Origin of the sequence: Bacillus sp. BB081, assembly GCF_008368895.1 — a bacterium.
GTDB lineage: Bacteria > Bacillota > Bacilli > Bacillales > Bacillaceae_G > Bacillus_A > Bacillus_A wiedmannii.
In genome coordinates, this window is the sequence record NZ_QOZX01000032.1 from 1 (window position 1) to 8333 (window position 8333).

General features: G+C 33.7%; 7 protein-coding genes. 6 read left to right on the forward strand and 1 reads right to left on the reverse strand.

Going from position 1 to position 8333, the window contains the following annotated elements; all coding sequences use genetic code 11:
- Positions 1–393: 393 nt before the first annotated feature.
- Both DN394_RS15430 and DN394_RS15435 read left to right on the forward strand, forming a co-directional pair.
- Positions 394–2328, forward strand: a complete 1935-nt coding sequence (locus DN394_RS15430) for a glycosyltransferase (RefSeq protein WP_149293948.1) — start codon at positions 394–396, stop codon at positions 2326–2328.
- Between the two features lie 63 nt (positions 2329–2391).
- Positions 2392–3168, forward strand: coding sequence for a class I SAM-dependent methyltransferase (locus DN394_RS15435; protein ID WP_149293949.1), 777 nt, complete (start codon positions 2392–2394; stop codon positions 3166–3168).
- Positions 3169–3208: 40 nt separating this feature from the next.
- Here the strand turns inward: DN394_RS15435 and DN394_RS15440 are convergent, their stop codons facing one another.
- Entirely contained in the window at positions 3209–4153 is a 945-nt protein-coding gene (locus DN394_RS15440) for an NAD-dependent epimerase/dehydratase family protein (RefSeq protein ID WP_149293953.1), read from the reverse strand.
- A 270-nt stretch (positions 4154–4423) separates the two neighbouring features.
- Here DN394_RS15440 and DN394_RS15445 point away from each other — a divergent pair, with 270 nt between their 5' ends.
- The 4 genes from DN394_RS15445 to DN394_RS15460 all read left to right on the forward strand — a co-directional run.
- On the forward strand, positions 4424–5218 hold the full coding sequence (locus tag DN394_RS15445) for a sulfotransferase family 2 domain-containing protein (protein ID WP_149293950.1): 795 nt from the start codon (positions 4424–4426) through the stop codon (positions 5216–5218).
- A gap of 204 nt (positions 5219–5422) precedes the next feature.
- The gene (locus tag DN394_RS15450; RefSeq protein WP_149293951.1) at positions 5423–6145 is read left to right on the forward strand and encodes a class I SAM-dependent methyltransferase; all 723 of its coding nucleotides are present in this window, start codon (positions 5423–5425) and stop codon (positions 6143–6145) included.
- 26 nt (positions 6146–6171) lie between these two features.
- On the forward strand, positions 6172–7044 hold the full coding sequence (locus tag DN394_RS15455) for a class I SAM-dependent methyltransferase (RefSeq protein WP_097918291.1): 873 nt from the start codon (positions 6172–6174) through the stop codon (positions 7042–7044).
- 215 nt (positions 7045–7259) lie between these two features.
- A partial coding sequence (locus DN394_RS15460) for a glycosyltransferase WbsX family protein (RefSeq protein WP_149293952.1) occupies positions 7260–8333 on the forward strand: 1074 nt, incomplete at its 3' end.

Consider the following 8333-nt stretch of genomic DNA (forward strand, 5'->3'; position numbering starts at 1 on the left):
AATGTCAACTAAGTTTTTTATTTTGTTTGCCGCGTTCTGCGTTATTGCATCGGCGACTTGTTCTATATTACACCTCTATATCCTAATCGTCAATACCTTTTATCCTTTTTATTTTATAAATTCTAAAGGGTATTGAACCTTCTTCATTTATACTCCGTTCCTAGAGATTAATAAACTGGTGCAATCACTTTCATAATCGACAGTTTATACTTTCTTACTTACACCTTTCTAAAGAATGAATAGCAAGCCAAACAAATATATATTAAAGGTAGCACTTTTTATTTCGAGTACATTCCAGCTGTATTCACAATTATCTCCTACCACTTCTCTCTAGGAATTATAAATACACCATGCATTTACTAAAAATCTAATTAACTTAGGAGGCGTTATGAAATGCATGTTAATAAGAAGATCATTTATGTATCCCATGATGCCCATTTCCACGGAGCACAGCTGCTTTCTTTACATACTATTAAAGCTCTTAAAGAAAACTTTCATTACTCCGTCGCAATTATTTCTATTGGAACGGGCATTTTAATCCACGATTTTCAAAAGTATGGTCCTGTTTATTGCCTAGAGGAAGACTACCCAACAGAAAAAAGAGTCGAATTATTAATAAAGAAGTTACTATCTCAAAATTATACCATCGCCATATGTAGTACCGTCATAAGTGGTGATATAGTTGCATTACTAGCTAAACACAATATAAAAGTTATTTCATTAATACATGAATTGCCGCATTTAATACAACAGTACTCTGCCGAGGGGAAAGCTAGAAACATTGCCCAGTTTGCTTACAAAATTGTCTTCCCTTCACAGTACGTGTATGAAAAATTCCGTACAATTACCCAATTAGATCATCAAAAATGTCACATCCTCCCTCAAGGCTTGTTTAACCACAATCCTTATAAGAACAATATTGCAAAAGCTAGAAGCGAATTACGAAAAAAACACAACCTGCCTCTAGATAGCAAAATCATTTTGGGAGTAGGTTTTGCTGATCATCGGAAAGGGATAGATTTATTCTCACTTATTGCTTACTCAGTAAGAAAGGTTCATACGAATATTCATTTTATCTGGGTCGGGAGAACAGATGTTCATTTCTTTAACACGCTATCCCCAAGATATACAGCACATTTCACATTAGTTGAGCCCACTCCAGATATCGGTTTATATAACGCCGGGGCTGATTTATATTTATTAACTTCAAGAGAAGATCCTTTTCCAAACGTTGTTTTAGAGGCATTAGATACAAAAGTCCCTGTTATAGGGTTTAAAAACGCTGGAGGTTTTGAAGATGTTGTTACGGAACAAACTGGCGCCTTAGTAGACTTTTTAAATTTACCGCAGGTGCTGGAAAGAATATATGAATTTATTGGAGATGAGGACTTACGATTACAAAAAGGACGCTTTGGCCAAGAGCTTATTGAAAAAGATTTCAACTTTCTTCATTACATTTATCAACTGTTAAACCTACTTGATCATAATTACAAAAAAATAAGCGTAATCATACCAAACTATAATTACGAAAAATACTTACCTGACCGAATTAAATCCATATTAAACCAAACCTATCCCCTTTACGAACTAATTTTCCTAGACGATGCCTCTACTGACAATAGCGTATCTATATTTGAACAGCTGCTCTCAAACGAAAATAAGCCCCACCTAAAAGTTCAGCAGATTATTAATGATACAAACTCTGGTTCTGTATTTAAACAATGGATAAAAGGCGTCTCTGCAGCAACCGGTGATTATATTTGGATTGCAGAGGCTGATGACTTATGTGATCAGACATTTTTAGAAGAAGTAACACAAGGGTTTCATATAAATGGTGATGTTACCTTAAGCTACACCCAATCAAAACAAATAGATGAACAAGGAAATATCCTAGCCAATCATTATTTAGATTACACAAATGATATTGATAAAGAAAAATGGAAAAGTTCTTATTTTCGAAAAGGGATAGATGAAATACAAGATACATTACTTATCAAAAACACCATACCTAATGTCTCAAGTGTAGTTTTTAAAAACATAGATATAAAAACTACAGAAAAACAATTAGAAAAGTTTAAAGTAGCTGGTGATTGGTTTTTCTATGTTTCTATTCTTAAAGAGGGGAACATTTATTTTAATCCAAAACCGTTAAACTATCATAGACGACATACAAATAGCGTAACGGGAACAGAAGATTCATATTCCCATTACAGTGAAGTTGTACAAATACAGAATTTCATTAAAGAAACCTTTACTATCGACGACATTTCAAAAAAGAAAATGTACACATATAGAAAGTATCTTAAAGCATATTTGAAGATTGAATGATATATTTTCTTCGCCATCAGTATCTCTTGTAAAACGTTACTATCATTTAAGGAGGGTTACTCTTTGAAAGAATTTATAGAAGCAAATAAAGATTTGCTTTCTCAAATTGCACACAACTACAATGTAAATGCAAGTATCCATCCAGAGGATCATATCTTTCAATTCCTTGTCACTAATCCAGTCTTCCCATCTAAAAAAGAAGCGATAGATTATTATTTTCAAGATGGGAGAAAATCCGCAGAAACACTCTTAGATTTAATTACTTCCTTTTATCCTCCTATAGACACTCCAATAAAATTATTAGAATTCGCATCCGGATATGGCTGCGTAACACGTCATTTATTAAACCTACAAACGAACTTAAGTATAACTACCTGTGATATACATGAAGAGGCTATTACTTTTATTGAAAACTCATTAAATACTTCTTCTATCTTATCTCACCCTGAACCTGAACAAGTAAAATTGGCCTCGTCTACGTATAATATCGTCTTTTGTCTATCCTTTTTTTCTCATATGCCTGATACAACTTGGTTTCGTTGGCTTCAAACATTGTATAATGCTGTTTCTCCTGAAGGCTTACTCATTTTCACAACTCATGGTTATCAAAGTAAAAAGTACTTCAGCTTTCCAGATTTAAATAAACAGGGTTATTGGTTTCTCCCTTCTAGTGAACAATTAGATTTAGATGTTCATCAATACGGGCAAACGATTGTTAGTCCCTCTTACGTATGTGACAAAATTAAATTATTACCCTATAACCCTGTCATCAAAAAATACACTGAAGGTTTTTGGTGGGAACATCAAGACCTTTGGGTAATAAAAAAAGAAATAAAATAATAAACCACGCTCTACTTATACAAAAGTAGGGCATGGTTTATTATTTTTTACTATATATGAACTCTTCAATCCATAGCTTATTTAATCTAATTCCACTTTTGAAATCTATTTTCGGTTCCCAATTACATTCTCGTCTTACTCTATCTATATTTAAAATGATTTTTTGAACATTTTCTTGCCTTTGTTTATAGCAGGTAAAGTCCACTTTTCTTTCCGTTAATTTCTCCAATTCTACTATAATTCGTTTTAAAGAGAGACCCTTGCCGCTCCCTATGTTATATACACAAGATTTCAAACGATTTAATTGTGATAGTTGTATAGTGATTTCAACTAAATCATCGATATAAATATAATCTCGAATAATCTCTTGCGGATTCCCATATATATTAATCTTTTCATTACTGAGATGCTGATACAAAAAACAATTTATTGCCCCAACTTTCTTTAAAGGATTTTGATATTTTCCATATGGATTAGAATATCTACATACAACATAGTCAATTCCGTATTTTTTCTTATAAAAGTACAAGTAATTTTCAAGCGATACTTTTGTTATTCCATAAGGAGAAAGTGGTTTTAATGGATGTTCCTCATCAATAGGTAAATATTCCGGTTCACCGTAAACCGTGCCTCCAGAAGATGCTAATACAATTTTTTTAACAGGAAAATTTTTAACACTTTCCATGAAGTTAAGAAAAAAAAAGCTACTGTTTATATCTCCGAAAACATCTTCAATTGAAGTTGCTACATTAGACGTTGCAGCTAAATAAATAATAATATCCACATTCACTAAAGCTATATATATCTCTTTAACATTTGCTAAATCACCTTTAATAAATTCAACCTCACTTATAATATTTTGAGGGAAATTATTTATATGTCTGGAAAATACTTTTACATTTTGACCTTGTTTCAATAAACCTAATGCGAGGTTAATACCAATGAAACTATTTCCACCTACTATTAAATAATTATTCTTCCTCATAATATCCTCTCTAGTAATAAGATTTTTGCTTATCACACCTAGAAATGCAACTAAATGAACTTGGTCACTTCTATTATTCATCCTCTTATCATTGTATGCTTCCTATAAATTTTCATTATCTTTATTTTATATTTTCCCTTTAGAATCGCTATCTTATTTAAGCTGACCGCAAAAAACACTCATACTATTTACTCATTCCCATGAATATATTGGATTAGCAAAAACTTCCCTTCTCCATAAATAAAAATTTCAAAAAGGAGGACTACATGTATGAAGAATGTAAATCAAGAGCTTTTAAATCATGTAATCCTACATAAAGATCGAATCCCACATTTCCATAAAGACTTTCCACTTATACTATTCTGGAGCCATAGAAGCGGATGTACCGCCTTAGCTAATTGGTTCTTTTTTCAAATTGGATTGTTTAATGAAGCAAAGAAATACCATGACTTTATTCATTACTATGAATTCTGGGTGTATAAAAACAACACTAACTACATACCAGAGTTACAAAACGGGCTTCTAACAGCAAATAAAGATGTTTGTAAACTTGTACGGAATCCCTACAAAAGGGCCGTCAGCTCATTTTTATTACTTGCTGACAATCCATATGCTAGCCCTCAATGGGAAAGTATCCGTCATTATTTGTATAATGACAAATATAGTAACCGTGGAGTATCATTTAAACAATTTTTATATTACATTCGAGCATTGGGTTCAAATTCCCTAGCAATGGACATACATTTTAGTCAGCAATACGTTCCAGGTGAAGAAAATTTCATCCAATACTATATTCCTTTAGAAGATTTTAATACACAAATCACCAAGATAGAACACACGTACGATTTAATTAAATCCAATTTAGCGCTTCTTACAAATTCAGATCATCATCGCGCTCATAAAATGCTTTATACAGGAAGCTATGCAGAACTTAGCATTACAGATGCCGCCTTCCCTCGCTTTCCAACATATGAAAGCTTTTATGATGAAGAAACAATGGCGTTAGCTACAGAAATATATACACAAGACTTTGAAATGTATCCGTACACAAAAGGGATATTCTAAGTCGATACATTCTTCAATGAATAAAAGCGAATGTATCGCATAGCATAAAGTGAAACTTTAATTAGCGTGGGGTTCTCTCCCGCTAATTATTCCATTCTACCAATCTCACTTTTATGGGTTCCCTAATTTCCACCCACTCTCTTTGATTTCGCTGATTGTTGACGTGTGTGTCATATGCATTTTTTTACACAGGAGTGATGTCATGTGGAAGGTAATTTGAAGCACAATAATGGATATTGCGTTATTTGTGAGAAGAAAGCTACATTTATAGAGCATAATGATTGGCTTAGAGATCACTACTTATGTTCTACATGCCACTCTATACCAAGGCAGCGCGCTCTAATCCATGTTTTAAATACATTTTTTCCAAAATGGGGTTCCTATCATATCCACGAATCCTCTCCTGGGGGAATTACAACTCAGCTACTTATAAAAAACTGCAAAAACTATACGTATTCTCAATACTTTAAAAACTATCCTCTCGGCCAATACTTTCAAGGAATTAGATGTGAGAACTTAGAAGATATGACTTTCCAAAATGAATCTTTTGATTTGTTCATTACTCAAGATGTCTTTGAACATGTAATGGAGCCAAACAAAGCCTTTAAAGAAATAGAGCGTGTATTAAAGCCTGGCGGTGCTCATGTGTTTACTGTCCCTTGGTATCATACACTCACAAAGACTTTACAAAGAGCAAGAATCAATAAAGAAGGAATCGAATATATTGAGGAGCCAATTTATCATGGTAATCCTATTGATGAGAACGGGTCTTTAGTAACATTTGATTGGGGTCAAGATATGATTGAATATATTTATACACATGCAAAGATGCATACCATTGTTTATTTACAAAAGGATAGATCACTGGGGTTAGATGCTGAATTTCTACATGTTTTTATTAGTAAAAAACACGAAAATGATTTTTAGGCACTATATAATTTGGAGGTTAACAAATGAATAACTTTAAGTTAGGAAGTGATTTTGATAACCTTGTTAGCCCGCTTTCTGATGTTGAACTTCTTAATCTATTTATACAAAGTTGCTCACAAACAAAGATAAATGGCATCCCAGTACCTATGTTCCCCTCCGAAGAAATTCAACAACAGTTTGTAGGTGCTTCCTATGAACATGCTCTTTATGAAGCATATTTGTTTTATAGCCATGTAAAAACATATGCCCAAAACTTAGGTGTTCCCTTGAATAAAGAACGTAAAATTTTAGACTTTGGTTGCGGATGGGGAAGAATCATACGCTTCTTTTTCAAAGATATTCGCCATAAAAATTTACTTGGTATTGATGTAGATCCTGCAATGATTAACCTTTGCAACGAAACGTTAGGAAGAGGTAGGTATAAAATAGCTCCCCCACAACCTCCTGTAGAATTTATTAATGACAATTCATTAGATATCATATTCGCTTATTCTGTATTCTCACATTTATCCGAAGAAACAGCAGAAAATTGGATAAAGGAATTTTCAAGAATTCTTCGTCCAGGTGGCATCTTCATCGCCACAACACAAGCACGCTATTTTCTCGATTTCTGCCAACAATTCAAGGAACACCCTGAATTAATTCAAACCGGGTGGCATAAAACTTTATCTCAAGCGTTTCCAGATATAAATCGTGCTATCTCGGATTATGAAAGCGGCAATTTTGTCCACAGCCCTACGGGGGCTGGAGACGTTAGAAATAGTAGCTTCTACGGGGAAACCGTTATACCTAGAACTTATATTAAAAATCACTATGAGAAGTATTTAAAGCTACGGGACTTTTTTGATGATACAAATCGGTTACCCCAAGCTCTATTTGTTCTCCAAAAAGATTAACTCTTTTCGCTCATTGTATAATGAAGATCATTTTGTATCTCAGCCGTATATATTAAATCATCAAAGATTTCCATATCAAGCAAACTGTACAAAAGAATTCATTATGCAGCATAAACACAGTAAGTAAATAACATATCTCATGCTTTAACTAGATTCGAAAAATCAAAAGTAACTTCCCACCACTTGAACTACGAAGAACATAAGGGGGATATATCTTGAAAATAATCGTTTTTTACTTACCACAGTTTCATCAAATAAAAGAAAATGACCGATGGTGGGGGAAAGGGTTTACTGAATGGACAAATACTAAAAGTGCACGACCTTTATTTTCAGGACATTACCAACCTAGAGAACCTTATCAAGATTTTTATTATGACTTAACCACCCCATCCGTAAGAAAATGGCAAGCAGAAATCGCCAAAGCACATGGCATATATGGTTTTTGTTATTACCATTACTGGTTTAAAGGGAAGAGGCTATTGGAGGCACCCTTTAATGAGGTGCTTAAGACGGGCGAACCAGATTTTCCATTTTGCCTTTCTTGGGCAAATGAACCGTGGACAAAAACTTGGGATGGTCTTGATAGTCACATATTAATGCCTCAAAATTATGGAGAATTATCGGATTGGAAAGAACACTTTGAGTATTTATTGCAAGCTTTCCAAGATGAGAGATATATCCGTATAGACGATAAACCACTATTCATTATTTATCGTCCCGGGCATATCCCTCATTGTGAACAAATGCTTCATTATTGGAATACACTCGCACAAGAAAATGGTTTGAAAGGTATATACTTTGCAGAAACATTAAACAGCTTTCCACTTCCTAATATAAATGGATTTGATGCTAGCATTCAATTCGAGCCTTTTTATACAATTGCTCATGATAGCTCTTCAGACATAAATAAGACAATATATGAGTCTGGTAAACAAATAAACGCTTGGGATTATGATAAAGTGTGGATGTATATACTAAAGCGATCTCCTCCAGAGAAAAAAACATTTCCTGGTGCCTTTGTTGACTGGGACAATACAGCACGCCGCAAAGACTTAAATAGCAGCATCTTCCTAGGTTCTACCCCTAGGAAGTTCACGATATATTTAAGCAAACAAATCCAGCGTACCTATTCCCTTTACAACAGCGAGTTTTTATTTATTAACGCGTGGAATGAATGGGCAGAAGGTACTTACTTAGAACCAGATAAAAGGTATGGATTCGCCTATTTAGAAGGAGTTAAGCAGGCAATTAACAGAGGTATGAAAGCATACAAAAAAGACGAGTCATTC

Coding starts and splice junctions, on each gene's coding strand:
- DN394_RS15430 (WP_149293948.1), top strand. CDS start 394: ATGCATGTTAATAAGAAGATCATTTATGTATCCCATGATGCCCATTTC.
- DN394_RS15440 (WP_149293953.1), bottom strand. CDS start 4,153: ATGAGGAAGAATAATTATTTAATAGTAGGTGGAAATAGTTTCATTGGT.
- DN394_RS15445 (WP_149293950.1), top strand. CDS start 4,424: ATGAAGAATGTAAATCAAGAGCTTTTAAATCATGTAATCCTACATAAA.
- DN394_RS15455 (WP_097918291.1), top strand. CDS start 6,172: ATGAATAACTTTAAGTTAGGAAGTGATTTTGATAACCTTGTTAGCCCG.